This window comes from Pseudomonas sp. FP1740 (assembly GCF_030687165.1).
Taxonomy (GTDB): domain Bacteria; phylum Pseudomonadota; class Gammaproteobacteria; order Pseudomonadales; family Pseudomonadaceae; genus Aquipseudomonas.
On record NZ_CP117461.1, the window covers coordinates 4635052 to 4660439 of the forward strand.

The following is a 25388-nucleotide window of genomic DNA, read 5'->3' on the forward strand; positions in this document are numbered from 1 at the left end:
TGGAGGTTCAAAAAATCATAAGTCGGTCGAAAAACAGACCTTTCCTGTCCTTACCTCATGAATCTTTCCTCTAATCGTACTGTTCCAGGGTGATTAGTTCGCATTACAGACGCACCTCGCCCATACCCATCAACCGTTTTCGCACCATCCATAGATTCGACAAGGTGTAGTGGTCAACTAATCCCGAACACGACGTTAAGTTTTTCTTCGGCCCGAGCTGGCGCCAGTCCACCGTTGAATTGATGGGGTCGAACCCAGTTGTACCTATGCATCAAGAATTGGCTGATATCTCGCCGGGCTTCTTGAGCAGTTCTGTAGCCCACGGTCGGTCCATTCAGTTTTCAAGCTGCGAAACACGCGCTCCATCGGCGCGTTGTCCCAGCAATTTCCCCGGCGACTCATGCTCTGACGCATTCGATAACGCTACAGCCGCTAGCGAAATAAACGACTCGCGTACTGCGACCCTTGATCCGAGTGAAACAGCAGGCCCTGAGGCCTTCCACGTTGTTCGTAGGCCATATCCAGCGCCTTGATAACCAGCTCGGAGTCCGGCTTTTCCGACAATGCCCAGCCCACCACCCGGCGCGCGCAAAGATCCAGTACGACCGCCAGATAGTGCCATTTCCCCTGGGCCCAAATGTAGGTGATGTCGCCGCACCACACCTGATTGGGTGCCGGGAGATCGAACTCCCGATTCAAGATGTTCGGGATATCCAACCGTTCAACCGTCGCTCGTTTATAGGCATGAGAACCTGGCTGTTTACTGACGAGGTCAAGCTCACGCATCAGGCTGCGCACTTTGAACCGACCGAGTTGCTCACCATCGTCACGCATCAATGAAAGAATGCTACGACTGCCGGCAGCACTGCGACTTTGCGAGAACAGCTCGCTTACCCGGCTGCGCAACCGAAGCCGTTCAACATCAGGCGTTCGGCGCCTGAGGCGGTGGGCGTAGTAACTTGAGCGGGTGATTTCAAACACTTTGCACAGCCAATCAATCGGTTCATGGACGCTCAGCTGATTGATCAGCGTGTACGCCCGTGATCTTCCGACATCAAGAGCGCGGTAGCCTTTTTTAAGATGGATTTCTCTCGCTCAAGTCGGGCGATACGAGCTTTCCAGTTCCTGAATTTTTTGCTGTTCCGGGGTCAGTGCTTTGCTTTGCGGGGTGACACCTTGACGCTCTTGCTGAACCTGCTCGACCCAGCGGCGTAGCGCAGACTCGCCGACGCCGAGTGAACGGCTGGCTTCGATGTAGCTGTAGTTTTGCTTGAGCACGAGGTCGGCAGCCTCGCGTTTGAATTCAGCAGAAAAGGAACGGCGTTGTTTGGTCATTTGACACCTCGATCTGGCGAGTATTCTCGCCTAAATGGGTGTCCGGTTTCATTAGACCACTACAGATTCAGGACGGGACAGGGGCAAAAACACTTTGAAACAAAAAGGGGTCGCGAGATAAAATCTCGCGACCCCTTTGAATTATATGGTCGGGACGGAGTGATTCGAACACTCGACCCCTAGCACCCCATGCACGCAGTACCCAGGCAAGACCTTGTGAAACGGCCGTAATCATTGGCGCTCGCTGCAACCGAATGCCCACAAGAGCTTGCAAGTGCGTGAGAGAGTCACGCAAAAGTCACGCACCCTCCCCCGGCGTTCTGCCGACACAATCAAACCTCCCTGCAATACCAAGACTGCGCGTACAAAACACCGTCGACCTCCTCCAGCCCGCTCAATGTAAAACCGAGCGTTGCCATGCTGGTCAGGCGGGCATCAAGAAGCGGCCGAAGCGGTGGTACATCACCCGGCCATGCACCATGCCGCAGAGACGCAGTGCTGGACGTTCTTTTCAGGATGTCAGACGGCGCGCTGGAAAAAATGATATCGCCCTTCACCGGTTCGGCACTGGCGATATCCCTCTGGGATATGGCGACTCCGCGCTCTCTCATGGGCACGATCAGGAAGTACATTTAAGGCTCGATACTGGTCAAATAAACAGTATCGCAATGACGCCTACCGGATTCAACGCCCCGCTGACGGGCGACACACATTCATTACGTAGGCCTGAAGCGCCCTCAGGGCTGCTTGGTCGGCAATGATTCCGGCGCGGATATCGAAAACAGTTGATCCAGAAGCTGCAGAGAGTTCGACGGTGCCTGCATCGCCCAAGCTGGGGCCGATGGCGGAGCCGGACACGTTGCCGCCACCGGCACGACAACTTCCCGCGACGCGCAGCCGGCGAGCAGAATCAGCAGCAACCCGGCGCAGCTTTTCATTTTCAGCAAGGCCATCGGTTTTTTCCTTCTGGTTTTTCTGGTCAAGATCGGCAAGCGCCCGTTCGGCCGCCTGCTGCTTTTCAGCTGCCTGGCTAGCCTGCGCGGCGCCTGCGGCTGAGATACGCGCCATATCCGCCTGACGCGCCGCCTCATTGGTGGCGATGATCTGTTCGTAGCTGTTGGCCTGCCACATCCAGGCACCGGTCGCGCCGATCAGCAGCGCCGCTATATAAGGAAGGATCCGTAGCCAGATGGAAGTCATGCCAGCACCTTCAGCGCGGTTTCGTAGAAAGCCAGCCGCTCAGCCAGCCCGTTCAGGCCGCCATTGATGCGCCGGGTGACCAGTTCGAAATCACCGGCATCGGCCGGCGCGTTGATGTTTCGCGAGTTCCAGTACCACGCCGCCGACTTCGCGGCCCACTCGGCCTGCTCGAGCAGTTCAGGCGTTCGCAGCAATCGGTCATCGCCGAACAGTGCCTTGCTGCACGCCAGGTAGTTATCGTGCCCGGTAATCTGGATCAGGCCGCGACCGCGGTACTTCTGCCCGTCGCCGTCGGCCTCGGGGGTATTGCCCAGCCGCTTGGCCAGCGTCCCGGTGTCGTACTTGCTCAGGTACTGATCGCCGCCCAGTTCCTTCACATAGCGGAACTGGCCCGACTCATGCCCCACCTGGGCAATGAAGGCCGCCATGCGCAGCCGGGTATTAATCTGGTAGCGGTCCATCGCCAAATTCAACGCAGACGCAAAAACGCCGGCTTGCTTGCCGGCGTTCGGGAGGATCTGCAGCAGTTGCTGCTGGGTGATGGGCATGGCTTTCTCCAGACGAAAAAAACCCGCTGAGCGGCGGGCGTTGGGTAGAATGCATTTCAACAAATTTAGGTGCTCTCTTGCGGCCTGCATTACTTACTTAACTAATTAGCTTTCGCTCTTAGGCGCCAAAAGAGTAAAGAAATTGAAGACAGCCAACGAAAAAAATACCGACATACAAATACTGAGAGCGATCGCAATATTGCTAGTTATTGCTCAGCATATAAGATCCAGACTACCAACACCTCAAGCGTATCATGAGATATTTAATCACGTAATGTTTTGGCCGGGAGTTGATATTTTTTTTGCAATATCCGGGTTTCTTATTTGCAAAACATTTTACAGAGACATTAACACATCGATATCCAAATCCGATGCAATACGTTCATTCTGGCGGCGGAGAGTCGCAAGGCTATTGCCCGCAGTTATTTTTTGGGCGATAGCCTCAGTTGCAATATCAACACTCACAGAAAGTTACCCAAACACAGACCCGCTACTGGTAGCAAAAAGCGCTGCGTCTGGAATACTTGGTGTTTCGAATATTTATTGGGCGTCATGCGTCCAATTTTCCTTGCAGTGCGGTAGCGCAGACTACAACGCAGTAACCTGGTCACTGTCCCTTGAATGGCAGCTTTACGCAATTTCCACACTGATATTTTCCGTAGCCGGATTCAAACGGGGGATTTTAATCCTGGCTGCAATTTCAGTACTTTTTTCTATATTCCCAGCTCCTAGCTTTTCTTTCCAATGGGTTTTTAGGCCTCAGGCCTTTGTAATTGGAGCTGCGATATATTTTTTAACTAGAAACATATACATACAGCTAAAAACCATAACTAGCTTACTTATATTGATAGCTGGCATATCTATTTGCATACTATCTCCATTAAATATCACCCACCCTTACATGATACCTTTTATATCGCTAGGCGCTGGACTGTGCCTTATCTCAACTCTCAGCGGCCAATCAATATCTGCAATTCCGAGCAAAACTTTAGAATGGGTCGGGGAACGTTCCTATTCAATCTATCTATGCCATCTACCAATGATTCTAATTAGTCGAGAGCTTTTAATCAGGCTCGACTTATTCACTCCTTCCTACGTAAGTTTCATACTAGGTCTTGCAACAGCGCTCTCGCTAATAGTTATTTCCGCCGAAGCATCTTACAAGTTAATTGAAGCTCCATTTCAGAGAAAGTTCTCAAAGAGAAAATTAACACTTAAAAGCCACTCGACAGTCTGACCTGTGATATGCAAGATGGCTGTTGTGTGATTGACATGTGAGCACCTTACCTTGGCCGCACAGGCCTATGACTGGAATCCGGGAAGTACTCGGTGCCCTCTTTCCATGCACGGACAAGGGTTCGGTAGGATCGCCATTGCACTTCCGTACCAGGGAGTGCCGATGGATCACCATCTTCCATCCCTATCAGCTGGTCTGTGACGAATCCGACCTCATCCGCGCGCCACGCATTTTCGACAGAGACTTGTTCAGTTCGGATGCGATTGGCCTCGACCATGTCGTACACCCATTGGGGCACGACTTCATAAAGCGTCTCCCCCTCCATCAGTTCCATCCACTCATCAATTGCCCGATAGCTGCCATTGGCCATGATTGCGTACATGATAATCCCCTATCTAGCGTTCTGAGCCGTAGCCGCGAATATCCAGGCTAGTCCCACCAGAAGTGACAGTTGCAGCGTGCCCATACCAAAGACCTTGTGAAGAGCTGGTGGTGGAGCCCCCCATAAATCGGTTGGCTGCAGCACAGGAAACCAAAGTGTTTGACGATACATCACCTATCGATGCCGTGCCGCCAGCCACTGGGCCGTATATTTGAAAAAGATATCGCTGGGTGGTCGGCGGGATAAATGCAGACGCCGAGAACGTAACCGGGCCAAGCGCCGTCACGGTATTAAGGGCAAGGTACAGCAAAGCTGCATCAGTATAATTAACGTAATCATCTGCCCATATGAAGCTGCGAATGACATTCGCGGCCTGCGCTCGTAAGGCACAAATGAATCGGCGCGAGGTGTCGCCAGTTTTAGTGCGAGCCGTACCTGCATAAGCCACATCTGGCGCGGTAGTAACCAACTCAATCGCAGGCGTGCCGGCGTTGTCATAGAGGTACAGGTAATACCAAGTGGTTGCTGACAGAGACAATCCAGTCAAAACCAAGGCTGACGCGGATACTAAATTGGAGGCCGTCGAGGGTATGTAGGCTGCACCAGGAGAAACAGCGACAGAAGTTGCCGAAATCCAAGAAGGAATAAGCCCATCAATATATCCAGATGCTGGCTGTCGAAGGCTCGCATTTAATGGACCTAAGTCGATCCAACTAGTGTTAGTACTATCGCGCCTCTTAATCCGACCAGTTCCTGTATCAGCCCATACCTGGCATGGGAAGGTAATGGCAGGCGCAGTGGCGCCGCTGGACTGCGTGGCAAGAGCGCCAAGCGCAGCGTTTATATCAGTTCGAACTGTTAAGCCCGCACCGTTATCCACGACCATATCGTGCTGCGACATATGTCAGTATCCCTTTGAAATGTAGTCAATCGAGCGGCCCGACTGGGCTACCCCGCTTGAATTTCTGATGAAGACGGTGAAGCCGCTTGCGGTCTTCGTTGATACGTCAAGGTAGTCGCCAGGAGATAGGCCCTGCGCCGTCAGGCTTACGGCAGGGCTTGCATAGAACGGCGGAGAGTAAACAACCGAAAGGCCAAGTACAGGTACTGCCAAGTCGTTCCCGCTCTCGATCCGGTCAGGCATATCGATAGTTACCTCAAGCGTCGATACGTCAATCCAATTAGTCTCTGTCAGGACCTCACCACGAAGCTGGAAGTCGAACAAGCGGGCTCGGTAGTCCCCCACCACAAATGGCTTCCAAGCCGACCACATAGCAGGGAACACATCAGAAGTACGAACCCACAATGACAGCGAGGCGCCAACTGGAGGATCGCCGTCGATGCTTATCATCGAGTCGAAATCAACAATCGTGTCGATGTAGCTGCCATCGTCATACAGTGCGGCCTCGACATTTGCCGTCAGGCGACAGTCGTACACATAGCCGAGATCAGAAGGCGCAGCGAAGCTATATGCCATAGTCAGACGCGAGCCGCCGTACTTGTCTATTTCTCCGAGCCATGTATCAAGGTCGGCAATGTCGTCGAACATCCCTAGAGCGGCCATTTTCAGAACGCCGCCAGAAACAGCCGCATTCACCGCAACTCCCGAGAATGACGGAGATTCAGTGACAGTCAGAACCACGTTATCAGGCAGTGGCACTTGGGCATCTGACCAGACTTCCGTTATCGGGCCGCCAACACCCGATGAGTCAACAGCGCGAGCAAGATACTTCCCTGGGAGCAGAGCAACGACAGCAGACGTTGAGCGACCTGCTGCCTCGGTAAGAGGCAGCGCAGAATCCCAGTTAGCAGAAGTGCTCCGTGATTGGCGAATGTTGATGCTGCCGCCAAGCTTTACGTCAAGCTCCGGTGCTGGATCCCAGGCCAGCGTAGCAACACTGTTGATGACATCCAGCCGGAGTCCTGTGAGCGCCGATGGCGGGGCCAGAAGTGCCTGTGCGTTGTAGGTCTGGATCGATGCAGGGCCTGCCAGGCCCAATACCGATTTTGGCGTAACCCGAACTGACCACTCACCAGAAGATGCCGAGTCGAAGTCAACGCTAGGCGTCGGCGTCTCGGAGACATATTCCCAGTTTCCGCCGGGCTTTTTCACCTCGACCTGATAGCGCATCGCCCTTGCGGGCTGCGTCCAGCTCACCGACAGCCTGGCGGCCGCAAGCCCAGTTCCAGTGTCATACAGCGATTCAAGGAAAGTCAGTTGGCCAACGGTGGCAGGTTTCCCAAGGTTCACGATGCTGGTCGGCGCATCGACATCCGGCGTACCGAATTCGACTTCGTTGAACTTGCCGGAATCATAAGCGATGCCGCTGATAACGTATGTCCCGTCGCTACCCTCGGTAATGCCAATAACGCGGAATTTCTGCGTGTCCAGTGCGGCACCAGCGAACGCCCATGGTGCCGATGCCAGCGGAGCTGACGGCAATGCAGGCGAAACGGTCGCCGAGGTGGCACCGGTCGAAACAGTGACGTTCCGACTGGCATAGCTGCCATCGGCGAGAATCACACTGATGACGCCAGTCCCGCCGAACCCCAGGGGAGCATCCAGCAGCAGGTTGGTGGTCGTGCAGCCGGCCAGCAGCCGCCCGCCATTCCGGGCCCCGGCACGGTTGGCGTCGGCAATGTCGATGATGTCGCCGGGCATAGGGATGGCCCCGTCAGCGCCGACGGCAAACGACACCGCCTCACTTTCGGCGTACAGCATCCACCGACCCAGTCGGCGGGCCTGTCCGCGCGAGGTGCAGCCGACAGCCACGACGTCGTTCTGCTGGATCCTGCCCCACTTGGCGATCAGATCCGGGCGCTCGACGATTTCAACGGTCTGCTTGTACTGCTGGAACGGGTTGTTCCAGGTAACAGCGGCGACGTTGTAGCGCTGGTCGGAAGCGACAGACTGGTAGCTGAAGTCCCCGCCAACGATGTTCGAGTTGTTAAACAGGTAACGGCTGGAGCGCGGCGCATCTTGCACCGCCGTCAGCGTGCCGCCAGCCCAGAAGCAGATCGCACGGAACACGGACACCATGTCGTTCACAAGCTTCCATGCATCCTGCTGTGTGGTCAGCGCCAGGTTGCAGGTGAAGCGTGGCTCGACGCCTCCATTGCCGTATCCGTTCGGGACGAGCACGTCGCAGTACTGCGCGATGCTGTACAGCGCGTATTTGTCGATCAGCGTCGAATCCAGCAGACCGCCCAACCCATAGCGGGTATTGGTCAGCATGTCGTACCAGACCCAGGCCGGGTTGTTGGTCCAGGCACGCTTGAAGGTTCCATCCCATGATCCGGAATAGACCCTTGTGGCTGGGTCATAATTGACCGGGACCAGGACCTTGATTCCTTGGACCATGAACGCCATGCGCGGGATGCTGGAAAACTGCTGCGCGTCGAGCGAAATTCCGACAAGCGCAGTGTTGGGATAGCGAAGCCTTTCATCCCATAGCAGCGTCATGCTATCGAAGAATGTGCGGTTCTGGATTGCCGCGCTGGTGGAGTCGGCTGAGAGCCTGGTGACCCTGACGTAGCGCGGTAGCCCACCCGATGCGGGCAGACGCAAATAGTACGAAAACTGCGTCCGACTCATGGTCTTGCCGTCGATCGCCAGGTCACCGCAAAGCGGTGCCCAGGCGCCGCTGCCGACCTTGCCTTCAATACGAAAGACTGCCCGCGACCCGTTGGTGTCGCCGGTTTGCATGTTCTGTTCGGAGAGCTGTGGAGTGCTGACAGTCACCCGAACCGCATCCACATCGGTATCAGTGATGGCGCGCTCGGTGGAAACAGCATATTTAAGCTCGACACCTACCGTCTGTTCGGCTTCAAGGCCGGTAATCGGCATGTAGCCCTGCCACTGAGTGCCATTCCGGGTATCAACCTGCACATCGGAGAAGTTGAAGCTGCCGTCAGGGTTCTGGAGTGGTACATCATCGAAAAATATGCCCATCGAGCCATAAGGTATGCCCTGAATCTCTCCCTCGCTGATGGCGTGAAGAATTCGCACATGCTGACGCGAGCGCAGGCTGTCAGGCGCCTCAACCGCCGCGCGAGTGGTACCACTGCTGCTACCACCTCCCTTACCTCCGCCCTTTCGACCGATAATTAGCTCGCTCATACCGGTAAAGCCTCCGACCATGTGCCGATCGCGATGACGCTGGAGCCGACCAGCATCTGCCCATACACGATGGGGACCGGGAGCCCTTGCTGGGTCGAGTTGAATGCGCCGTTGAACAGGTAGCTCGGCTTGTTCTCGGTAACAGCCTGGTCCTGTTGGCTGGGTGTTTTTGGCGTAGGCGAGAGCATTTGCAATACCCCGCCGATGGTCATGGCGATACCCGTGGAAATGAGCGCAGCGCCAACAGGAGATGCGCTGCCGCCAGACAACGCAGTCACCACCACGCCGACCACGATCAGGACTACGCCCAGCACCGTCTGGAAAAGACCGCCGCTTTTGCTACCGGAGATGACTGGGACAATGCGGAGTTCAGTAGTGCCGCCAAGAGTGAAACGGTCCTCGATCACATTCTCGCGGTTGCGGAAAATGGCAAACCGGGTGCCGCGGCGGGAGGCGTCACGAATAAAGTCCTCGAAGCCGTCGAGCGTGTTTCTCAAGGCGCTGAAGGCCTCTGTCACGGTTCCGCTTTCGAGCAGGCGACGGTGCTCGCGCCCAAAGGTTTTGGCCAGGCTGCCGGACAGCAAGATAGTGGTCATGGCGTTGTTGGCAGCGGACATGCTTTTCTCCAGACAATAAAAAACCGCCCGTAGGCGGCTTCTTTGTTTTATGCGGGTCAGATGCAGGTTTTAGCGGCGTCCTTCCAGCCCTGCGTACCAGCCCAATCCATGGGCAGGAAGACGCGAACTGTTGAGCCGGCACTGCTTTCGTCGATGATGGCCAGTGCTACTGTTCCGGTGTACATCGCAGAGGCGGCGATCTTGTAGCCGGTTTCGGTTTCGACCGAACTGGTGGACGAGTTGAAATCTTGCCATTTAGGCGCAAGGCATCGCACAAGCTGCTGTGGCGTCTTCGCGGATTGACCGGAGTAGGCTGGCTGATCTTTCTCCAGTCCTGACGTTGTGCACCCTGTCAGTGCGATCAATACCAGGGCCGCGATAGTCTTGCGCATGGTGAGCCTCCGAATGTTTTGGCGACTCTAGCAGGGAAGATGCGCACAAATACAGGGCCTATCGAGTGTATCGCATGACATGCGTCGTGCACTCGCGGTAGGCACGTCCGTAAACCTCTTTGCAGCTCAAGCGGCCATAGAGGTGGTGCAACAGGATGTCGCCTTCCAGCCAGATGGCTCCATGGCACGGCGTCGGACTACCGATCGCCATGACGATCAAGTCGCCCTGCTCGGGCGTGTCGACTGGGACGAATCCGGTCTTGGCGAAGTTGTCGACGTACAGGTTCTCGCCGTTGTGCCACCAGTCATCCTTGCGGTGAAAGTCTGGAAGGGTGATGCCGAGCACTTGCCGGTAGTAGTCGCGGACCAAAGTGTAGCAGTCGATCACGCCATGGACGAACACGCGGCCTTCCAGCGCCATTTCGCCTGAGGCCGGCATCTCATGCCATGTCGCTACATCGCCGACCAAGCCAACGATCCACCAGGCGGTGCGACTCGCGGCATGGCTGGCCAAGTCATGCAGGCTTGGCTCTGGACCAGCGTCTGGGTGCGAATGAACGATCGCCACGATGTCGCCCAGGTCTTCGGCGGCCGCATAGTCCTCGGGGTGCAGGATGAAGTGGTCGGGGTCCTCGGATTGGTTGCGGCATGGCCTGTACTGCGGCTTACCGCGCACGCTGACGACCAACCCCACGGACTCCCGCGGGTACTCGGCGCGGGCATGATCTTCGGCTTCTGATCGACACTTGCTGAACAATTCACTCATGGTCAGAGCCTCGGAACGTTGGCAATGCCCGGGAAGCCGCCAAAGGGGAGTTCGCCATTGGCGCCAAAGCGTAACTTGCAGCCAGTGACGGTCCGGCTGCACTGGTCCCTGCTGGGGTCGCTGGTGGGGTTGTTGAGGTAGTCCGCCACTGGGCCGCCGGCATAGCCACACTCTCCAGACCGGTAGGCCCACAGGCAAGTGCCGGCAATGACCTGGCGCCGCGGAAGCTTGACGCCTTGCAGGTCGAGCGGAGAGCCCAGTTCGAATTCGATGGCTGCCGGCGTTTCGTTGGCCTTTCGCGTGATGATCCACGTTTCGACCGGGTACTCTTCGGAGGGGTTTGCAGTTGGGTTGCCGGCCGAGAAGTTCACTGCATCCAGGTACTTGACCAACGTGCGCCGACGCTTGAGTTTGGCGCCGAGCAAGTCCTCATATTGCCGGCACAGCGCCGAGATAGTGCCGCCGAAGTTGCCGACCTGCAGCTTGGGCCGCGCCGGCGAGCCTTGGCTCGGCGTTGCAAACTCCTCAGCGTTGATTGGCCATGGCGTATAGGTGTTGCCCTGCCAGATGACCGAACCAAGGTTTTCGTTTGTCCCGGCAGTGAAGCGAAGGGTCAGGCTCGGCAGCACCAGCTCGAACCCCTCCCACATGGTCAGACCGGTTGCCAGCGAAAGCTGACCTTGGAGTGCGGTCATTCGTAAACCTCCTCAAAGGTCGCAGACAGGCCGTCCACGCCGCGGGCGATGTCGGTCCTGGTCCATTCGCGGCAAACAAAAACCCCGATCGAGTGACCGGGGTGCGTGTAGTTGAAGGCCTCGACGGCGCCTCGGGATGCGAGAAAGGAATCGATCAGATCAATTTCCGCCTTGGCCCTCTTGAACGTTAGCGAGTACTTGCGCGGCTGCCGATTGATCCCGGTCCCCTGCCGCTGCTCATACCCATCGCCGAACTTGATCACCTTGACGGTCGGCGTGATCACCCGGGAGGCGTCGTATGTTGGAACCCATGTGAATGCCAGCATGCTGCCTCCTTAAGTGAGTTGCCCACCGTTACGGCGTGCGAGTGATATTTCCTGACGGCAGACGACCTTGATGGCTTCAGCCAGGCGCGCAGGATCTGGTGAGGCGCCACCACCTTCGGAGGCGTCTACCGTCACGCTGACGTTGACCGTGCTGGAGTTGGCCCCGCCACGAACGCCGAGACGGCCTTGTGAGTCGCGGGCCAGGGGAACAATCGCCTCAGGGCCAGCCTCACCCATCACGCCGGTTTTCCCATTGGCCATACCAAAGGCAGTTGGTGTGCTGATGACGCTGTCGGAGAAGGCCCCGCCGTTGGCGAATAGCTGCGCGCCGCCGGACCAGGCTCCGCCCTTCGCCTGCGGGAAGTAGGTCGACGAGTAGCCGGCCTGTGATGCGCCAACGTTCGACGAGGTCGCCCCGGCAGAGCCAGAGGCAAGACCATTGCCGCCACCGAAGTAGGTGCCAGCCACATTGGCAGCCAGGCCGAACAGGCCACTCAGTGCCGAGGAACTGGCCTGCCTCGCAGCAATCCGCGCCATATCAGCCAGAATCGACTTGGCCAGATCCGAGAACGAAGCCTTGCCGGTCGTGACGAATCGCGTAAAGGCGTCCTCCGCCGAGCTGAACGCGTTGGTGAACAGGCTTTTCGTCTGCCCGGCCACGTCGCGCGTCGACTCCAGGTAGTTCTCCCAGGCCGACGATGCGCCGGCGCTCCAGCTGCCTTGCGCCGAGGTCATGTCGTCGTAGTTGGCGACCACCACGTTGCGCAGGTCCTGCTGGCTCTGTGCGACGGCCTTGAGCTTGGCGTTGTACTCGTCGAGGCTCATGCCCCGTGAGCCGTCACCGTACTGGTTGGCCAGATCGATGCGCTGGGCATTGGCCTTGTCGTCAATGCTGTTGAATTGCCCAGACAGCGCTTTCTGCCGATCACCCTGGCCAAGTCCTGCTGCGTCTCGCTGGCCTTGATTGCGCAACGTGACGGCCTGCTGCTGCAAGGCATCGGTGTATGTCTTGATCGCCAAAGCCTGCTTCTTGACCCTGCCCTCTTCGTTGGTAGCGAGGATCTCAAGCTGGCTATCGGCATCCTTCTGCGCCTTGACCATGTTGGTGCGCGCGTCGGCGATCTTCTGGTCTAGCTCGATGCGTTGCTGTCCAGTCGTGCCCGACTTGTCCTTGACCGCCTCCAGTGCCGCAATCTCAGCCTGGTAGGCGCCAGTGACCTCCTCACGCTCGGCCCGGATCAGCGCAGTGCGCTGATCGAGGTAGACCTGCTGTGTGATCAGTCCAGCCTTCTGCTGCGCCTCAAGCTCTTTCTCGGAGTTCGAGTAGGTGGCCTGCAGCTCCTTGATCGCGTTCTGGGCGTCGTTGTAGCCGGTCAGGTTGAGCTGATTCGCCTTGCCGGCCGGGTCCTTGTTCTTGTCCTTGATGTTCTGGATGTTCTTGGCGACAACATCGGCCTGGACCAGCGGGTTGTTAGGGTCGGCTTTGCGCAGATCCTCAACATCCCGCTTGTATTCCTTGATCAGCTTGTTGCGCTTCTCCTCATTGGTGAGGTTGGCGTCTGCAATCACCTTCAGCTTGGCTGCAGCATCAATACCTTCACGCTGGATGGTGTTGTAGTTCTCTTGGGCCTTACCAATGTTTTGCTGAGTCTGAAGCTGGTTGGTGAGCGCCTCGATACGGCTTTTCAGAAGCTCGCGCTCTTGCGTGACAGCTCCGCTCTTCGAGACGATGCTATTTCCGCCAGCTCTCGTTTCAAGGTCGGAGAGCTTTGCCTTGGCTTCCGCCAGCTGCTCGCCCATGGTCTGTGTACGACCAACTTCCAGAGTTGCATCCAGTGCACCAGCGGCGGCCGACTTTACCTTCTTCCAGGCACTTTCGATCAGGCCGAGGTTGGCGGTGACGTCCGCAGTACGGGTTTTGATGGTGTCGGCATAGGTGTCGGTCAGAAGCTTGGCGGCGCCTATGGTGTCGCCCTGCTCTTTCAGCGCAACGATCTGCGAGTAAACAGCGGCCGTCAGGAAGTTGTACTGATCATTCAGCTCCTTCGCTGCAGCGACCGGATCCTTGGCAATCTTGGCGAACTCAGCGATGGTTTCGTCAATCGCCTTGCCGGTGGTTTTCTCCATCTCCAAGGCGGCAGTGGCGATTTCACCAAAGCTCTCGCCGGCGATCTTGCTATTGCCAGCCAGCTTGGCCAGAACTTCGGCCGCTGCGCCCGTGGTGCCGATGGTCGAGCTGACTTGTCCGGCGAGCGTTGCCAGTTGATCAGCACTGGTGCCGGCGGCATTGCCGGTGAGGATAAGTGCGTTGTTGTAGGCTGTAGTTTCTTGAGAGCCCTTGTAATACGCGATGCCGAGTGCCGCAGCAGCCGCAGCAGCCAGAGTGAACGGATTGATCAGCCCGGCGACATAACCACCAAGGGCTCTGGCCGCCGGCGCGATACCGCCAAACATGTCCTTGAGCTGTCCGCCTTGTTGCAGGAGAACAGTCAGTGGAGCCTGGCCACCTTGGAGGCTGGTGATGATGTCAGTGACTTGAGCCGGAACGCCGCGCAAGGCAGCCGCCGTTTGTTTGGCTGAAACACCGACGGCATCTGTCTGCTTACCAAGCTTAGCAGTGGCCGCCTCAGCCGCTTTCGTCTCAGCCGCCATCGCTTTGATTGACGCGCCAGCCTGCTTGCTCTGCCCTGTCAGGCCTTCCGTGGCTTTTTCAGCCTTCGCGCCAGCCTGAGCCAGACCATCCAGTTCGGTGGAGGCCTTAGCTACGTCACCGGTCTCTACCTTGATCCCAAGGCTGGCGATGTCTTGTGTCATGCCGCTCTCCTGACAATAAATTCACTACGCCTCAGCCATGACAGCGAGCGCTTCGGCCTCCATTACTTGAAGGTCAGGAAATAGTTCGGGGATTTGCCGCTTCTTTAGGCCGATGAGGATGGCCACCTCACGAACGACTGAGTAATCCAGTCCGGTCGCGCCGCCTGGACCGGTTCGCCACTGGGTACCGAGTGCATTGAACAAGCGGAAGGCTGGCCAGTTGTCTGGCCAGACCTCCACCTCGTCGTCAATGTCATCCAGTGTCAGGCCGAACATCGCCATGTCATCGGCTGAGGCACGCGGTTCGTACATCGCGCGTGCCGCGGCAATCAGTTTCCCCGGCGGGCTACCGCGTAGGCAGCCTGATAGGCTTCAATCACGGCAGCTGGCGCACCTACGCAAGTCGTTACCAGTTCAGTGATCGCCTCATCGGTGAAGGCCTCTTCGAAGTTCCAGCCGACGACGATGTCCTTGAGCTGGCCAGCCTCCAGCGCAATCTGCCCGGCAGTGGCTTCTTCCCACGTTGAGCCATCCTTGATCGACTCCTGGATCAAGGCATCGCGCTCAGCGTTCCACTTGTCGTAGTACTTCGACAGCTCCTTGCGGTCGCGGTACTTGAACTCGAATTCGACCTTTACCGGGTCGAGCCCAACACGCGGGATCTCGACTTCAGCTTTGAACGTGGCGTTCTGGGCAATCTTGAAGCTGGCCATGTGGTTTCCTTACGACAGGTAGCGGGTTGGTGCGGCTTGCAGCGCCAGGGAGACGGTGCGCGTCAGCAGATTGTTGCGCGAGACGGCCGGCTGGAGCGAAAACGATGTGTAGGCGCCGTAGTACAGCTTGTCAGTGCCTGGCAGGTTCAACCGGGCGGCCTGCATCGACTTCGCAGCATCTGCAGCGGTGACGATGGCCACATAGGCCAGAGTCGGATCATCAGCGACAGTCAGCACCATGCTGGCAGCTGACTTGTCGGTCGGCAGTTGACGGCCTTGCTGGTCTTCAAGGAAGACAATGTCTGCATAGTTTTGGTCGCCACCGGAGAAAGCCACGTCGGTGATCTGCGGAATTTGGGTCCAGGTCAGCACCTTGGTCAGCGTACCCGCGCCGGAGCCGGCCGGGTAAATCTGGGTGCTGGTGGTGTCGATCGCTTCCAGGGTGATCGCGGTCGCGGTCGCGGCCTTGACGCGGACCACCTTGCCATTGAGCAGCGTCCAGCCGGAGGTGAGTTGCACAATGTCGCCGGCTACCAGGGTGGCGCCGACGGTGGTGCAGATGGCTTCGGAGGCGTTGGAGATGGCCGAGAAAGCGAGTGGTGCGGCGTAGGTCGCGGCGTGTTCGAACGTCGCGCCATTGGGCAGTTTGTATCCCATGGGGGTTTCCTCTATGCAGAAATGACAAAACCCGCTCGATGGCGGGTTCTGGGTTTGCCCAATGGGCGGATTAGTTGGTGTCGGCCCGGTACTGGATCGACAGCGGCAGCGTGGTGGTCGTGTCGCCCTGCTGGGCCGAGGCGGTCGCCATCGGCGAGCGGACGTAGACGGTGAAAGTCGTTTTGGTCAGTGCGAGGTTGTTCGGGAACAGTGCGGCAACCTCGTCGGCGATCGACTCAGCGGCGCCGCGACCGATCCCGGCCTTAGTCACGACACTGACCTGAAAGACGCCACGGTAAGCCGTGTGCTTGCCTTCAAGGTCTTCGCTGGTCGTGTTGGCCGGCAGCAGGAAGGCGCGCAGGTAGGGTGAGCCATCCGTTGGCGGCGTGAAGGCGACGTCTTCATAGGCAATCGGCAGCGCCGGAACCCGGGCAGTCGCCCACGTCTTCAGGCGGCCTTCAAACAGGCTGCGGATGATCTTGTCCGACATTAGGGAAGCTCCGAGACGGCTTTATCGATGAACATCTGCACTTCGAGGACGGAGATGCGGACCATGCCGGCCGGAGCCTGGGTCGAGTGCCCATATTCGAGCGGCTGGCCGTAAGGCAGGTTGTTCATCATCCATATGGTGCCGACCTGAGTCGTGAAGCCTTGGATGACGCCTATCCCTTCGCCTTTCGAGTCGTTGCCCGACGGGTCGATGCGCTCAAGCGTGCCGGTCTTGGCCACGTCAAACGACACCTGCCAGTTGCCCCGGAAGCGCCCGCCGACATACCCGGCGCCGGCGGTGAGGTCCATGCTGTCCTTGATCAAGCGCCCGGGCTTCATCCGTCCATTCTTGGTGAGGTTCGTCGGATCGTTGCGCAGCTCGGCATTCAGCCGGGACACTTCATTGTTGTACTGGGTCGCGGTGGCGTTGGCTGCCCATAGTTCGGGGTTGCCGACGGGGGATCGATCCACCACGGCGCCCAGCAGGTCGATGGCGACCTTCTTGATGACGGTCTCGGCATTGGCTTCGGCCTTCGCGGCGAACGCCTTCAGGTCCAGGGAGAAGCTCATCTGCGCGCCTCGATGGTTGTGCAGGCTGAATGTCAACGCCAATGGCGTATCAGAATGGTGCGATTCCGCTCAGCGCGACCAACCAGCCACTGAGGTATGTAAAGTTCGCCTCGATCTCTGCCTTGGTCAAAGCAGCATCATGCATCGCGACAAGTGCAACGGTAGATGAACTGGCGTCACCGGTATAAGTACCTCCGATGAGAATTGGAAAATCCGGATACACCGTTCTAGCACCGGCCACCGAATCAGCCGTCCAAGTAGTTGTTCCGTTCTTTCGCCATCCTGTACGGGCTACGCCATCGGCCTGAACTACTCCTGCGAATCCATTCCAAGCTGTCATAACCGCACCGGTAATAAACATCCCCGGAGCTTGCCCCGATGTGACCTGGGTTCGGTCATAACGATTCTGTAGGACTCGCGTTTCTTCCCATTGCATGGCGTCTCCGCGAAAGAATCCTGACCCCGGTTCAAAACGGCGATTTGAAACAAGACATGCGCGATCGACAGTTGCAGTTATTGGTTTGGGGGCGACGATCACTAGCCAAGTACGGTTAACATCTTCAACAAGCCCCGTATTGAAATAATTTGACGAATCGAGTGTTGCGCCGAATGTGCCGAACGATGGTGACCCGACTACCGTCAGAGGTTTCGCCGGATCTGCGTAATTTTTCAAACTGGCCGGTGAATTTCCGTTAATCAAGTAGAGGCCTTTTAGGCCTGCTGAATTCGGCAGCACCAATTCAGTGAAGCTAGATAATTTGCGGTGAGTCCCCGGGAGAACCGCACTCCCCAGTTTCAGGCCGTTAGTCACTGCCATCTAGATCACCTGTCGTTGAAGAATTTTATGCCGAGGCGTCCGGCAGGAGTTTGCGAGCCGGACGTACTCAAATGGAAGTCGTCATCAAATGCCCCGAGAGCACTCATTTGCGCCCAAGTTCCGAACTCATCGTACAAGCTATAGAACTCGCAACCAAGAGTAGCGGAGAGGCGCGCCATGGAGTTTCGGAAATTAACCAATGGCACCGTAGCAACGCCATTTGTCTGTGCTGGCGCGAACAGAATGATCCCGACATTCGGTACGGCAGCGCGGTATGCATTTATTAGCGTCGTAAGATGACGCTCGAAATCTGCAACAGTGACGGCAACGCGGTTGTCGTTAGTGCCGAGGATGATGACTACCGCATCGGGATCCATCTTGGTAGCGTAATAGCCAATCTTGCTGGAGAACACCGCGAGGTTCTGCGCGATTGAACCGGCATTACCACATTTATTAAGGATCGCGCCTGATACCGAATCACGAGTAAAATACAGTCCGTGAATCTGAACCGTGCCAGTATTTGCGGCGGTAGTTCTAACCTCAATCGTCCTTGCTATATTGGCCATTCCGGTTATCTTGACCGATTTGGTTGTGTCTGTATTAGTGCACGTTACTGTTTTCCAAGTGCCCGAATCAGATTCCTTGTACTCGAAGTACCCATTTAGGTCTTGATAAAAAATCTCGACCTCCGTAGAGGTGATATTTCCAACCAAATATCGGCCATCGGTTGCCGTGGTAGAAATAGATTTACCATCAATGCCGCATCCATGCGCCGGAGCGATACCGGCCACGGATGCGTCATATTGCGTCCATACACCTATAAGAGTGGCGGTAATGCCATTTAGCGTAGCCGTGCCTGCGTTGACTGAGACCCATCCATCGGCACTCTTGCCGAACAATGCATATAAGCGATCTGCGATGGCCTGTGAAAGAGGCGGCAGTTCGCCCCATGAGTCACCAGTGACCAACACCTTGACCTGTTGCAACAGTGATGCGCGCAACTTCCCCGCAGTAGCCCGATACTTGAACAGGGTGCGACCATCTGAACTGGTTTTTGCGAGATTATTGGCTGCTATCGTAAACGCGGAAATGATGTCGGCCAGGGGTGGTGCGATACCTGTGGCGCCGAGTTGCCCATATTGCAGCCAGAGAGCAACATTATCTGCGTTATCCCACGCCAGCGGGACCATTATGTCTCCGGTTGATGTGCTTGGGACTTTGTCGGACAGAGCGCTTTTACTGGCGTAGAACGTGTCTGCTTGCGTTTTGCTCAGCCCCGGCGCGTCAAGAATACTCATGGGTCACCCTAAACGATTGTGATGGCTGGCTGAGCGATGACGGCGCCGCTTGCATCGCGGGTGACCGTTGGCTGCGTGATGGTTTTTGCTGGCGTGCTGGCGTAGGTGGCGTGCCATGCGTCAATGGCGCCGGGGAAGGCGGTGCTGGCGACATCGGTTGTGAACACGCCTGCTATGCCGTCAGGCCAAACGATGCTGGCCGTAACAATCGCGCCGTTCGCGTCACGAGTGGCCGTCACGGCTTGAAACGCCTGTGTATAGGCCCACGAGATCAGGGTATAGGTTGACCTGGCTGCGTTCTCTTCAACAAACCCCGCAACAGCATTCGCCTCGGCTGCGAAGTCAGGCAACGCTGCGACAAATGCATCCATTTTCGACGTAAAGTCCGCCGGAGCTTCTGCTCGGGCCGGCGGAGCTGGAAGAGGCGCGATCGTTGGAGCACTCATCAGCGCCTCCCTTGAACTTCGTAGATGATCGGAATACCTGCTGGGCTCACTTCCTTGACGTTCATCACGGTCAGCGTCGAGTACGGCCGGGTGAAGTAGTCGTAGATGTTGGGCGCTTCTATTTCACAGATGACCTTGCTCAGCAGCGCAGGCGCGACAAGCCCGCGAGCAGGGATCTTGACCTTTTTGTCGCCCTGCTTGATCAGGCTGTTGTTCTGGAACTCCTGCCCCGTGAAGTCGCTCACGATGCAACTGGCAATCTGTTCGGTGACCGTGCCAGGAGTCGTGGAGCCGGTATCTGGGTCGTACCCGTCATCGGCAGTCGATCGAAGCACGGCGGGCTGACCGAACTCCTCGATCATCTCCAGCGCCATGTCTGCCATTTCGTTGTAAAAGGCCATTAGGACCTCCGCAAGCTGATCTGGCTGGACGATTCAAGGAGCCCGGCGAACTGGGCGTAGGACTGGCGAATCGCGGCGGCCTTGGCGATGTTCGGCGCTGCGGTCGCGTATTGGCGCTCTACCGCACCCACTACCACGTCCCTGACGACGGCGCCCTTCTTCAGCTCAGGCGGTGCCAGATCGTCGGCATGGATCTCGGTGGCCAAGGCCATCTGCCCGGCCTTGATCTGCGCCGGAATCGCATTGGACGGCAGCAGCCACTTGTTCAGGCAGACCTCATACCGAGGCCATGCCAGCGTCTGGAGCGGACTCACCGTGTGCCCCTTCCAGGGCTTCGCGCTCATCTCAAGCGCAGCGCGGCGCAGCAAGGCTTCCTGCGATGGCGTATCAGCCGGAATCACCCGGCCGAAGTTCGTGGCATAGGCGACCAGCTCGGCAGCCGTGGCGAAACTCTCGGCACCCGGAACGATCAACCCTGTTTCGATGACGAGAGCCATGGGGTTACGCCTCTTTCGAATTTACCAGCAGCTCAAGAAGCTCTGGTTTTTTGGCCGAGGCATCAAATGCGACGCTTCGTTTTTCCAGAAGAGCCTTGATTTCATCGACCTTCAATTTCGCGTAGTCCGCGTCCGCGTCATCACCCTCATCTTCCGGCTTGAATCGGATGTCGAGGATCTTGAGACCCTGATCGCGCAGTTCTGCCTTGCGCTCCGGCGAAACTGGATGCGGCTCATACGCAACGCCTGTGAATTTGCCCATTTCAATCTCCGGTGAATGGGCGGAGCCGAAGCCCCGCCCAGATCATTACTTGGCAGCATCACCGAGAGCGAGGACGCCCGCGGAGTGCTTGAGGCTGGAAGCCACCAAGTCCCAGTTGGTGCCGGTAGCCAGCTCGGCGTCGGTTGGCGACTTGCCACCGTTCGCTTCGTCCCAGGTGTAGCCCTTGAGACCCAGACCGAAGGTGTAATCCACCTGCATAGTGGTCTGGATGCGGGTCTGGCCGTTGCTGGTTTCGATGTTGCTGATCACGTCACCGGCGTCATGGACGATGGCCGCGGAATCAACCAAGCCCAGAATTGCCAACTTGTTCGGAGTGCCAGCGATGGAAAGCGCCGGGGCGTCGGTAACGATCACGGCCTTGCCCAGGATGTCTACCACTCGCACGTTCTGCGATTGGAACAGTTGCTGGGTGTTGGTCAGGTTGGCGCCGATCAGCTTGTGATAGGTAACGCCGCTCATGACGCTTGCCACGATGTTGCCGGAGTGGTCGCCGAACTTGCTATGCGCGTCGTTCATGGCGGCATAGCTGACGCCCAGAGTCGCACTCACGTCGTTCACGGCGGCAGCCTGGTTACCGATCGCAGCTACCAGAGCGGCGATGGCGGTATTCAGCTGGTCCTTAAGCATGGCTTCGGCGAAGTTGCGCGATGCAACCTCGATACCCTCGGTAGTCGGCTTGCTCAGCCAGGTAAGCTGGCCTGGCTCGAAGCGGATCGGGCCGAAACCACCAGCGACTTTGACCGAGGAGCGCTTGAGTTGGGTCAGGTCGGTGGCTGCAGCGGATGCCTGGGCTGCGTAACGGTCAACACGGCGTTGAGCCGAGTGGATCGCAGCAAAGAACGACTCCTGCAGGAAATCGCCATCGAAACCTTCAGTGGTCAGACGGATGGCGCCAGCCGAGGCGGCGTTGAACTTCTCGACCATCTGCGCCAGCGTCTCGATGGTCGCTGGCATGATGTACTGGTTGAAAACCTGCATTTGGGACAGGGACATGGCTTGATTCCTTTATTTCAGATCGGGGAACCGAGCAGCGAGTGCCGCGACACGCTCCGTCTTGGAGCCGCCGAGGTCGCCTTTCGGTGTATTCGGATTGCCACCGCCGCCATTAGGAGCTGAACCGCCGTTGCCGCCGGAGCTCTTGAGGATTTGGTCGCGATAGGGGTACTGCTCGACAAGGGTTTCCATCGCTTCGTCGAAGTCGGCCACTTCGCCTGGTCGTGCGCGGCTGTAAATCTTGTTGCCGTGCTGGTCGTAGGCGACGGTTTTGCCTTCTTCAACTCGGAATGCCTGACCGAATCGGGCCTGCACCATGTCTGCTGGGATAGCCAACTTTTCGGCGATCAGTTTCGAGCGGGCAAAAGAGCCGCCGATCTTCTCGTCGTAGAGCTGTTTCTCGAAAGTCGTTGCTTTGCCATTGGCTTCATCCAGCTGGGCCTGGAAGGCTTTGCTAATTTCAGCTTTGACTTTTTCGATCTCACCGGCATCCACCAGTTTTTTGGAGTCGAGGTTTGCAACAAGCTCAAGGGCTTTCTTGGCGGCGGCGCCGTCCTCGATCCCGTCGAATGACTTCAACAGCTTTTCAGCTGCCTCTTTGCCTTCACGGTGGACCTTGGCTTCGGAATTCAACCGGGTGATCGTGGCGACCGTACCAGGCGCGTCGAATGGCACCTCTTTGCCGTCGTCATGGATGTAAACCGGTTTGCCGTCTTGCAGAACTGCGTGGCCTTGCTCGTCGAGTTTCAGTTTCATATAGATCTCCAGGCATCCGCCCGTTTCTGAGCCATCCGGCCCGGTTCGGCGCTATCCATCCGGAATCGCGCCCATAAAAAAGCCCCGGCGGATGCCAGGGCTGTTTGAATTCGTTGCGTCACGCTATAGCGTGACGCAGAACGCCAGTGCGGCAGCCAGCAACAGGGTGAGACCGATCATGCGGTCAATTCGCGCACGGTCGGCACGGGCTTCCAGAACGGCCTTGATGCCGGCCTTCATGTCGTCGTTACTGAGCTCTTGCATCATGTGATCACCACCCTCTCCCCATTCAGCAGGCAACAGACGCACAGCAGCACCTTCGTCCCGCCAGTTGGCTTGCCGTTCTTCATCAGTATGCCGATCTTGGTCTCGATCACTTCCCTGCCGCCGCAGCGATGGCACTGAATCATCGCTTCAGGCTTTGGCATCGCCCGCACACGACGACGCACTTGCTCGGCCGGGGTATCCGGTGGAGCGGTGCCGTCGATTACGTGGAAGCGGGGTTTGTCGGTCATGCTGCGATCTTAGCAAATGCTGCTGCGTCGCGCGCACGCATCTGGTCGAGCGTCATCCACTCGCCGGTTGGCGTGTAGAAGTCCTCCAGATCGAGCTTGCCATCCTTCAGCAACTGATAGCGCGCCGGGCCGAGCACCTCGATCTTGCGGGCGTCCGACTGGCGGTTGAGCCATTCGCTATAGGTGGTGTTCGCCGGGACTTGGCCGTCCATGCTGGCACGCTGGGCCGGGGTCATCTCGTTGATGTTCATGCCCAGTTCTTTCCAGCTCTTGGTCACTGCGCTCGATGTCGACCGGCAGCACCAGTGGATCTTGCCCGGACCTTGAAGCCAAGGCACCTTGTGGCCGATCGGCTTGTGCGTGTTAACGGTGTACTGAAGCTGGTCGCGTATACGGCACATCGGCGAGGTCTTGTTGTCGAGCGTGGACACCCAGCGCTCGGCCTTCAGGATCTCTTCATTGGCGCTGTTGAATTCTTGCCGGGCAGTCGCCGCGGTATGGCTGACAGCCGTCCTGACGACCGCTGCAAGGTCTTTGCGGGGCCGCTCAAGGAACCCATCAGCGTATCCCGTAGCCCGAGAGCCACGAATGCTGCGGATGATCTGGTCGGTTGTCTTGCCTTCTAGGTAGCCGGTGCGGATCGCGTTGCGGACCTTGACCATACGGTCGGCGGCGATCTCCTCGCCCCAGTTGCGCAGTAAGCGACCCTGGAACGGTCGGGACATCGCCGCAGCATAGGCCTGTTCGGCGCTGACACTGGCAATCGGAAAGCGGACCAGCACCGGCTCGGGAATGGCCTTCTCGAACAGCGCCTGCTGCCAGTTCACCTCATACCCTGCCAAGTCCTTCAAGTCGTCCTGTAGCGCTTGGGCCACAGAGGCATAGGCCTGACTGTTGATCAGCCTCACCTGATCCAGCAGCAGCTCCAGGCGCTCAACGGTGAAGGATTCCGCAGGCAAGCGCTCCAGTGCAGCAGCCAGCGCTGCCGAAAGGTCAGCATCTGACCGGTTCAGCAGCGCAATGATCCGCCGGACCACGCCAACCTTGTACTTTTCGAGGCTGACCGCATGCGCGATCTGCTCGTCTTCGAGTATCTGGTTGACGGTTGGCATTTAGAGGGCTCCGAGTGCTGGGCCTTCTGCTGGCCCCTGTGTGGCGATTCGCGCCTGCTCTTCCGTCCAGTCGATATCCTGCGACACCACATTGCGGCGCTGAAGCTCGGAAAACAGAGTCTCGTCCGAGATCTTGCCTTGCGTGGCCAGGTTCAGCAGCAGCGGCAGAGTCGTTTCCGGGATGAAATCCGAGTCGAAGTTGCCGTTGATCTGGATATGCCCGCCTTCCTTCTCGCCGGTGAACTCGGCGAAGAACTGGAGCACCTGGTCGATGGCGTCTTCGAGTTGCCCGGCCATGGTCTGCAGCGGGCTCAGTTCCTGAGCAGCCTCATCCTCAGCCTGGGTCGCGGTCTTCACCGCCTGCTTTTCCTTGTGGAGCAGCTTGGCGCCAGCGATCCGCATCTGGTCTTCAAGGTCAGCCAGCGACGTACGGCCAGCCTCGATCGATGCGCCAGTGTGCTCGACCCACTCCATCTTGCCATTGGTTGGCAGCTTGGTCGCGGACGCAGTGCCGACCTTCAGCTCCCAGGTGTCGTCATCAATGCCTGAGATAGCAAGCATCGGCACTCTGGCAACGTGCAGGATGTTGTCCTGATCACTCTGGGACTGCCAGTGCTTCACGTTGAGGTGAGCCAGTTCGAGCAGTGGCGGTTTGGCCGTCATGTAGCCGGTACGGTTGGTGTAGAGCGTTGCCAGCGAGATATGACCGAGCGAGTTGGTGCCCTGCTCATGCAGGCTCCAGCCCTTCTGGCCTTTAACCGTCGCCATTCGATACGTCGCCCATGCGCCAGGTACAAGCACGCGGATCTGGGCAATAGACTTAGTGCCGAAAGCGCCGTCGTCCTCCTCAACCTCTTCCATGTACCGAAACTGGGTCAGGACGTGCTCGCCATCAACAGAGCTCGAACGCCAGCCCAGCACTTGTTGAGGCCGGATCATGACGACGTAAGGGCGAACCTTTGCCGCTTTTTCGTCGGCCTTAGTGATGATTGTCTTGTTGCCTTCGCCGTCGGTCGTCTTTGGATAGTCGACCAGAACGTGGCACAGGCCATGCGACAGCGCCTGGCTGAAGAACGATTGAGCCCAGACCTGCAGGTTGTTGCCCTGGCGGTCGAAGTTCTCGGTGTAGGCCTCGATGGGCTTTGGCACGTCCTCACCCAGCACGATCGGCTCGGCGAACACGCGTCCAGTCATGTTCTTGACCGTCTCGCTGTAGGCAGGCAGCAGAGTCGAAAGGTTCTTGCGATTGCAGTAGTCCTCGCTCTCCTCCTTCGGCCACTTCGGCAGCAACTGCTCACCGGCAGCCCGCATCGCCTTGGTGCCGCCCATCAAAGGATCGACGATGGCCCAGTCTTCGCGCATGGCGTCCACTGCGGGCAGTGTCTTGCTTGGATCGTCACTGCTCATAG

Annotated in this window: 30 protein-coding genes and 1 pseudogene; 1 reads left to right on the forward strand and 30 read right to left on the reverse strand. The window is 57.8% G+C overall.

Annotated features, from left to right (window positions below):
* Nucleotides 1-173: 173 nt before the first annotated feature.
* The 4 genes and pseudogenes from PSH69_RS20455 to PSH69_RS20470 all read right to left on the reverse strand — a co-directional run bounded on the left by PSH69_RS20455 (nucleotide 174) and on the right by PSH69_RS20470 (nucleotide 3083).
* Nucleotides 174-1335 (reverse strand): annotated as a pseudogene (locus PSH69_RS20455) (IS3 family transposase).
* A 332-nt stretch (nucleotides 1336-1667) separates the two neighbouring features.
* Entirely contained in the window at nucleotides 1668-1967 is a 300-nt protein-coding gene (locus PSH69_RS20460) for a hypothetical protein (protein WP_305409617.1), read from the reverse strand.
* 52 nt (nucleotides 1968-2019) lie between these two features.
* A complete protein-coding gene (locus PSH69_RS20465) occupies nucleotides 2020-2535 on the reverse strand; it encodes a lysis system i-spanin subunit Rz (protein ID WP_305409618.1) in 516 nt (171 codons plus the stop codon).
* Nucleotides 2532-3083, reverse strand: a complete 552-nt coding sequence (locus PSH69_RS20470) for a glycoside hydrolase family 19 protein (protein ID WP_305409619.1) — start codon at nucleotides 3081-3083, stop codon at nucleotides 2532-2534. Before PSH69_RS20470 ends, PSH69_RS20465 begins: the two co-directional genes overlap by 4 nt.
* A gap of 142 nt (nucleotides 3084-3225) precedes the next feature.
* Between PSH69_RS20470 and PSH69_RS20475 the strand changes: the two genes are divergently transcribed.
* Nucleotides 3226-4320, forward strand: a complete 1095-nt coding sequence (locus PSH69_RS20475; protein ID WP_305409620.1) for an acyltransferase — start codon at nucleotides 3226-3228, stop codon at nucleotides 4318-4320.
* Nucleotides 4321-4366: 46 nt separating this feature from the next.
* Here PSH69_RS20475 and PSH69_RS20480 read toward each other — a convergent pair whose 3' ends face one another.
* The 26 genes from PSH69_RS20480 to PSH69_RS20605 form a co-directional block, all read right to left on the reverse strand.
* Complete coding sequence (locus tag PSH69_RS20480; RefSeq protein ID WP_305409621.1) at nucleotides 4367-4702, reverse strand: hypothetical protein; 336 nt, start codon at nucleotides 4700-4702, stop codon at nucleotides 4367-4369.
* Between the two features lie 13 nt (nucleotides 4703-4715).
* On the reverse strand, nucleotides 4716-5603 hold the full coding sequence (locus PSH69_RS20485; protein WP_305409622.1) for a hypothetical protein: 888 nt from the start codon (nucleotides 5601-5603) through the stop codon (nucleotides 4716-4718).
* A 3-nt stretch (nucleotides 5604-5606) separates the two neighbouring features.
* Entirely contained in the window at nucleotides 5607-8822 is a 3216-nt protein-coding gene (locus PSH69_RS20490; RefSeq protein WP_305409623.1) for a host specificity protein J, read from the reverse strand.
* The gene (locus PSH69_RS20495) at nucleotides 8819-9439 is read right to left on the reverse strand and encodes a tail assembly protein (protein ID WP_305409624.1); all 621 of its coding nucleotides are present in this window, start codon (nucleotides 9437-9439) and stop codon (nucleotides 8819-8821) included. The genes PSH69_RS20490 and PSH69_RS20495 overlap by 4 nt, the downstream gene beginning before the upstream one ends.
* 56 nt (nucleotides 9440-9495) lie before the next feature.
* Complete coding sequence (locus PSH69_RS20500; RefSeq protein WP_305409625.1) at nucleotides 9496-9831, reverse strand: hypothetical protein; 336 nt, start codon at nucleotides 9829-9831, stop codon at nucleotides 9496-9498.
* Between the two features lie 58 nt (nucleotides 9832-9889).
* Nucleotides 9890-10597 (reverse strand): C40 family peptidase, encoded by a 708-nt coding sequence (locus PSH69_RS20505; RefSeq protein WP_305409626.1) that lies wholly within the window; start codon nucleotides 10595-10597, stop codon nucleotides 9890-9892.
* Nucleotides 10598-10599: 2 nt separating this feature from the next.
* Entirely contained in the window at nucleotides 10600-11292 is a 693-nt protein-coding gene (locus PSH69_RS20510) for a phage minor tail protein L (protein WP_305409627.1), read from the reverse strand.
* Nucleotides 11289-11618, reverse strand: coding sequence for a phage tail protein (locus tag PSH69_RS20515; RefSeq protein ID WP_305409628.1), 330 nt, complete (start codon nucleotides 11616-11618; stop codon nucleotides 11289-11291). Before PSH69_RS20515 ends, PSH69_RS20510 begins: the two co-directional genes overlap by 4 nt.
* Before the next feature lie 9 nt (nucleotides 11619-11627).
* On the reverse strand, nucleotides 11628-14432 hold the full coding sequence (locus tag PSH69_RS20520; protein WP_305409629.1) for a phage tail tape measure protein: 2805 nt from the start codon (nucleotides 14430-14432) through the stop codon (nucleotides 11628-11630).
* A 24-nt stretch (nucleotides 14433-14456) separates the two neighbouring features.
* Nucleotides 14457-14744 carry a DUF1799 domain-containing protein gene (locus PSH69_RS20525; protein ID WP_305409630.1) on the reverse strand — a complete coding sequence of 96 codons (288 nt, stop codon included), beginning with the start codon at nucleotides 14742-14744 and terminating at the stop codon, nucleotides 14457-14459.
* A 17-nt stretch (nucleotides 14745-14761) separates the two neighbouring features.
* Nucleotides 14762-15145, reverse strand: a complete 384-nt coding sequence (locus tag PSH69_RS20530) for a phage tail assembly chaperone (protein ID WP_305409631.1) — start codon at nucleotides 15143-15145, stop codon at nucleotides 14762-14764.
* Nucleotides 15146-15154: 9 nt separating this feature from the next.
* The gene (locus tag PSH69_RS20535) at nucleotides 15155-15802 is read right to left on the reverse strand and encodes a phage tail protein (protein ID WP_305409632.1); all 648 of its coding nucleotides are present in this window, start codon (nucleotides 15800-15802) and stop codon (nucleotides 15155-15157) included.
* A 70-nt stretch (nucleotides 15803-15872) separates the two neighbouring features.
* Nucleotides 15873-16292: a phage tail terminator-like protein gene (locus PSH69_RS20540; RefSeq protein WP_305409633.1), complete on the reverse strand. Its 420-nt coding sequence runs from the start codon at nucleotides 16290-16292 to the stop codon at nucleotides 15873-15875.
* The gene (locus PSH69_RS20545) at nucleotides 16292-16861 is read right to left on the reverse strand and encodes a hypothetical protein (protein ID WP_305409634.1); all 570 of its coding nucleotides are present in this window, start codon (nucleotides 16859-16861) and stop codon (nucleotides 16292-16294) included. The genes PSH69_RS20540 and PSH69_RS20545 overlap by 1 nt, the downstream gene beginning before the upstream one ends.
* A gap of 49 nt (nucleotides 16862-16910) precedes the next feature.
* The gene (locus PSH69_RS20550; protein ID WP_305409635.1) at nucleotides 16911-17678 is read right to left on the reverse strand and encodes a hypothetical protein; all 768 of its coding nucleotides are present in this window, start codon (nucleotides 17676-17678) and stop codon (nucleotides 16911-16913) included.
* Between the two features lie 5 nt (nucleotides 17679-17683).
* Complete coding sequence (locus PSH69_RS20555; protein ID WP_305409636.1) at nucleotides 17684-18976, reverse strand: SGNH/GDSL hydrolase family protein; 1293 nt, start codon at nucleotides 18974-18976, stop codon at nucleotides 17684-17686.
* A gap of 8 nt (nucleotides 18977-18984) precedes the next feature.
* The gene (locus PSH69_RS20560) at nucleotides 18985-19422 is read right to left on the reverse strand and encodes a hypothetical protein (RefSeq protein ID WP_305409637.1); all 438 of its coding nucleotides are present in this window, start codon (nucleotides 19420-19422) and stop codon (nucleotides 18985-18987) included.
* On the reverse strand, nucleotides 19422-19823 hold the full coding sequence (locus tag PSH69_RS20565) for a hypothetical protein (protein ID WP_305409638.1): 402 nt from the start codon (nucleotides 19821-19823) through the stop codon (nucleotides 19422-19424). The genes PSH69_RS20560 and PSH69_RS20565 overlap by 1 nt, the downstream gene beginning before the upstream one ends.
* Nucleotides 19823-20320, reverse strand: coding sequence for a DnaT-like ssDNA-binding protein (locus tag PSH69_RS20570; protein ID WP_305409639.1), 498 nt, complete (start codon nucleotides 20318-20320; stop codon nucleotides 19823-19825). The genes PSH69_RS20565 and PSH69_RS20570 overlap by 1 nt, the downstream gene beginning before the upstream one ends.
* A 4-nt stretch (nucleotides 20321-20324) precedes the next feature.
* Complete coding sequence (locus tag PSH69_RS20575; protein WP_305409640.1) at nucleotides 20325-20582, reverse strand: HeH/LEM domain-containing protein; 258 nt, start codon at nucleotides 20580-20582, stop codon at nucleotides 20325-20327.
* 45 nt (nucleotides 20583-20627) lie between these two features.
* Nucleotides 20628-21596, reverse strand: coding sequence for a major capsid protein (locus tag PSH69_RS20580; protein WP_305409641.1), 969 nt, complete (start codon nucleotides 21594-21596; stop codon nucleotides 20628-20630).
* 12 nt (nucleotides 21597-21608) lie between these two features.
* Nucleotides 21609-22352 (reverse strand): DUF6651 domain-containing protein, encoded by a 744-nt coding sequence (locus PSH69_RS20585; protein WP_305409642.1) that lies wholly within the window; start codon nucleotides 22350-22352, stop codon nucleotides 21609-21611.
* 123 nt (nucleotides 22353-22475) lie between these two features.
* Nucleotides 22476-22619, reverse strand: a complete 144-nt coding sequence (locus tag PSH69_RS20590) for a hypothetical protein (RefSeq protein ID WP_305409643.1) — start codon at nucleotides 22617-22619, stop codon at nucleotides 22476-22478.
* On the reverse strand, nucleotides 22616-22867 hold the full coding sequence (locus PSH69_RS20595; protein ID WP_305409644.1) for a hypothetical protein: 252 nt from the start codon (nucleotides 22865-22867) through the stop codon (nucleotides 22616-22618). The genes PSH69_RS20590 and PSH69_RS20595 overlap by 4 nt, the downstream gene beginning before the upstream one ends.
* The gene (locus PSH69_RS20600; protein WP_305409645.1) at nucleotides 22864-23979 is read right to left on the reverse strand and encodes a hypothetical protein; all 1116 of its coding nucleotides are present in this window, start codon (nucleotides 23977-23979) and stop codon (nucleotides 22864-22866) included. Before PSH69_RS20600 ends, PSH69_RS20595 begins: the two co-directional genes overlap by 4 nt.
* Nucleotides 23980-25386, reverse strand: coding sequence for a DUF4055 domain-containing protein (locus PSH69_RS20605; RefSeq protein ID WP_305409646.1), 1407 nt, complete (start codon nucleotides 25384-25386; stop codon nucleotides 23980-23982). It lies immediately after the preceding gene.
* Nucleotides 25387-25388: the final 2 nt, after the last annotated feature.

Excerpts from the sequence above, each read along its gene's own strand:
- PSH69_RS20460 (WP_305409617.1), bottom strand. The coding sequence starts at position 1,967 with ATGTACTTCCTGATCGTGCCCATGAGAGAGCGCGGAGTCGCCATATCC.
- PSH69_RS20465 (WP_305409618.1), bottom strand. The coding sequence starts at position 2,535 with ATGACTTCCATCTGGCTACGGATCCTTCCTTATATAGCGGCGCTGCTG.
- PSH69_RS20470 (WP_305409619.1), bottom strand. The coding sequence starts at position 3,083 with ATGCCCATCACCCAGCAGCAACTGCTGCAGATCCTCCCGAACGCCGGC.
- PSH69_RS20480 (WP_305409621.1), bottom strand. The coding sequence starts at position 4,702 with ATGTACGCAATCATGGCCAATGGCAGCTATCGGGCAATTGATGAGTGG.
- PSH69_RS20485 (WP_305409622.1), bottom strand. The coding sequence starts at position 5,603 with ATGTCGCAGCACGATATGGTCGTGGATAACGGTGCGGGCTTAACAGTT.
- PSH69_RS20490 (WP_305409623.1), bottom strand. The coding sequence starts at position 8,822 with ATGAGCGAGCTAATTATCGGTCGAAAGGGCGGAGGTAAGGGAGGTGGT.
- PSH69_RS20495 (WP_305409624.1), bottom strand. The coding sequence starts at position 9,439 with ATGTCCGCTGCCAACAACGCCATGACCACTATCTTGCTGTCCGGCAGC.
- PSH69_RS20500 (WP_305409625.1), bottom strand. The coding sequence starts at position 9,831 with ATGCGCAAGACTATCGCGGCCCTGGTATTGATCGCACTGACAGGGTGC.
- PSH69_RS20505 (WP_305409626.1), bottom strand. The coding sequence starts at position 10,597 with ATGAGTGAATTGTTCAGCAAGTGTCGATCAGAAGCCGAAGATCATGCC.
- PSH69_RS20510 (WP_305409627.1), bottom strand. The coding sequence starts at position 11,292 with ATGACCGCACTCCAAGGTCAGCTTTCGCTGGCAACCGGTCTGACCATG.
- PSH69_RS20515 (WP_305409628.1), bottom strand. The coding sequence starts at position 11,618 with ATGCTGGCATTCACATGGGTTCCAACATACGACGCCTCCCGGGTGATC.
- PSH69_RS20520 (WP_305409629.1), bottom strand. The coding sequence starts at position 14,432 with ATGACACAAGACATCGCCAGCCTTGGGATCAAGGTAGAGACCGGTGAC.
- PSH69_RS20525 (WP_305409630.1), bottom strand. The coding sequence starts at position 14,744 with ATGTACGAACCGCGTGCCTCAGCCGATGACATGGCGATGTTCGGCCTG.
- PSH69_RS20530 (WP_305409631.1), bottom strand. The coding sequence starts at position 15,145 with ATGGCCAGCTTCAAGATTGCCCAGAACGCCACGTTCAAAGCTGAAGTC.
- PSH69_RS20535 (WP_305409632.1), bottom strand. The coding sequence starts at position 15,802 with ATGGGATACAAACTGCCCAATGGCGCGACGTTCGAACACGCCGCGACC.
- PSH69_RS20540 (WP_305409633.1), bottom strand. The coding sequence starts at position 16,292 with ATGTCGGACAAGATCATCCGCAGCCTGTTTGAAGGCCGCCTGAAGACG.
- PSH69_RS20545 (WP_305409634.1), bottom strand. The coding sequence starts at position 16,861 with ATGAGCTTCTCCCTGGACCTGAAGGCGTTCGCCGCGAAGGCCGAAGCC.
- PSH69_RS20550 (WP_305409635.1), bottom strand. The coding sequence starts at position 17,678 with ATGGCAGTGACTAACGGCCTGAAACTGGGGAGTGCGGTTCTCCCGGGG.
- PSH69_RS20555 (WP_305409636.1), bottom strand. The coding sequence starts at position 18,976 with ATGAGTATTCTTGACGCGCCGGGGCTGAGCAAAACGCAAGCAGACACG.
- PSH69_RS20560 (WP_305409637.1), bottom strand. The coding sequence starts at position 19,422 with ATGAGTGCTCCAACGATCGCGCCTCTTCCAGCTCCGCCGGCCCGAGCA.
- PSH69_RS20565 (WP_305409638.1), bottom strand. The coding sequence starts at position 19,823 with ATGGCCTTTTACAACGAAATGGCAGACATGGCGCTGGAGATGATCGAG.
- PSH69_RS20570 (WP_305409639.1), bottom strand. The coding sequence starts at position 20,320 with ATGGCTCTCGTCATCGAAACAGGGTTGATCGTTCCGGGTGCCGAGAGT.
- PSH69_RS20575 (WP_305409640.1), bottom strand. The coding sequence starts at position 20,582 with ATGGGCAAATTCACAGGCGTTGCGTATGAGCCGCATCCAGTTTCGCCG.
- PSH69_RS20580 (WP_305409641.1), bottom strand. The coding sequence starts at position 21,596 with ATGTCCCTGTCCCAAATGCAGGTTTTCAACCAGTACATCATGCCAGCG.
- PSH69_RS20585 (WP_305409642.1), bottom strand. The coding sequence starts at position 22,352 with ATGAAACTGAAACTCGACGAGCAAGGCCACGCAGTTCTGCAAGACGGC.
- PSH69_RS20590 (WP_305409643.1), bottom strand. The coding sequence starts at position 22,619 with ATGATGCAAGAGCTCAGTAACGACGACATGAAGGCCGGCATCAAGGCC.
- PSH69_RS20595 (WP_305409644.1), bottom strand. The coding sequence starts at position 22,867 with ATGACCGACAAACCCCGCTTCCACGTAATCGACGGCACCGCTCCACCG.
- PSH69_RS20600 (WP_305409645.1), bottom strand. The coding sequence starts at position 23,979 with ATGCCAACCGTCAACCAGATACTCGAAGACGAGCAGATCGCGCATGCG.
- PSH69_RS20605 (WP_305409646.1), bottom strand. The coding sequence starts at position 25,386 with ATGAGCAGTGACGATCCAAGCAAGACACTGCCCGCAGTGGACGCCATG.